Annotated in this window: 1 protein-coding gene; it reads right to left on the reverse strand. The window is 44.3% G+C overall.

The window, feature by feature from the left end; all coding sequences use genetic code 11:
* Positions 1–285 precede the first annotated feature (285 nt).
* Complete coding sequence (locus QUB66_RS07180) at positions 286–642, reverse strand: hypothetical protein (RefSeq protein WP_332967046.1); 357 nt, start codon at positions 640–642, stop codon at positions 286–288.
* Positions 643–724: the final 82 nt, after the last annotated feature.

Genomic DNA, 724 nt, shown 5'->3' on the forward strand with positions numbered 1-724 from the left:
CGATTGAAATCGCGGCTATAAATGCCCCGGCGATTGAAATCGCGGCTACACAAACAAAACCTGCCTCCGCAGGTTGCAAGATATTAATTCAATCTTAGTCCGCGGAGGCGGACATCGTTTGTATAGGCGCGATTTCAATCGCCCGCTATGTATCTTGCTATCTATCTATCTTGCTCTTAGTCCGCGGAGGCGGACATCGTTTGTGTAGGCGCGATTTCAATCGCCCGCTATCTTTTGGGTAAACGCGATTTCAATCGCCCGCTATCTTTTGGGTAAACGCGATTCCTAAGATTCCGTCCCCGAATCATCGGTTTCAACCACCAAAACCGACGGCCGAGACGGATATAGTCTCATCATATTATCCATCAGCACTTCCATCAACTCCCTCACAACTTCTTCCGGTGCATCGCCATCAGTACCACCAGGCCCAGCTTGCTCAATTTCGTTCTCTAAATTATCCTCAATTTGCGATCGAGTTTCGCACCAAGCCCTGATTTTTTCTGCGATAATATTCACATTATCTGTAGATTCCACATCCAGCGCAGCTAAATCATTAACAAATAACTTAGGTTCAGATGTTTTCAATAACTTCGCTAAACCCGCCACAATCTCTTCAGATGTATAATTATCGGGTAGTGACATTTTTACAGGGCTATTTCATTCTGGTTGAGTAGCTGATATGATAATAAAGTATTGTAGTCATTCACATGATATGTCATGTCTC

It is taken from the genome of Microcoleus sp. A2-C3 (assembly GCF_036706065.1).
GTDB lineage: Bacteria > Cyanobacteriota > Cyanobacteriia > Cyanobacteriales > Microcoleaceae > Microcoleus.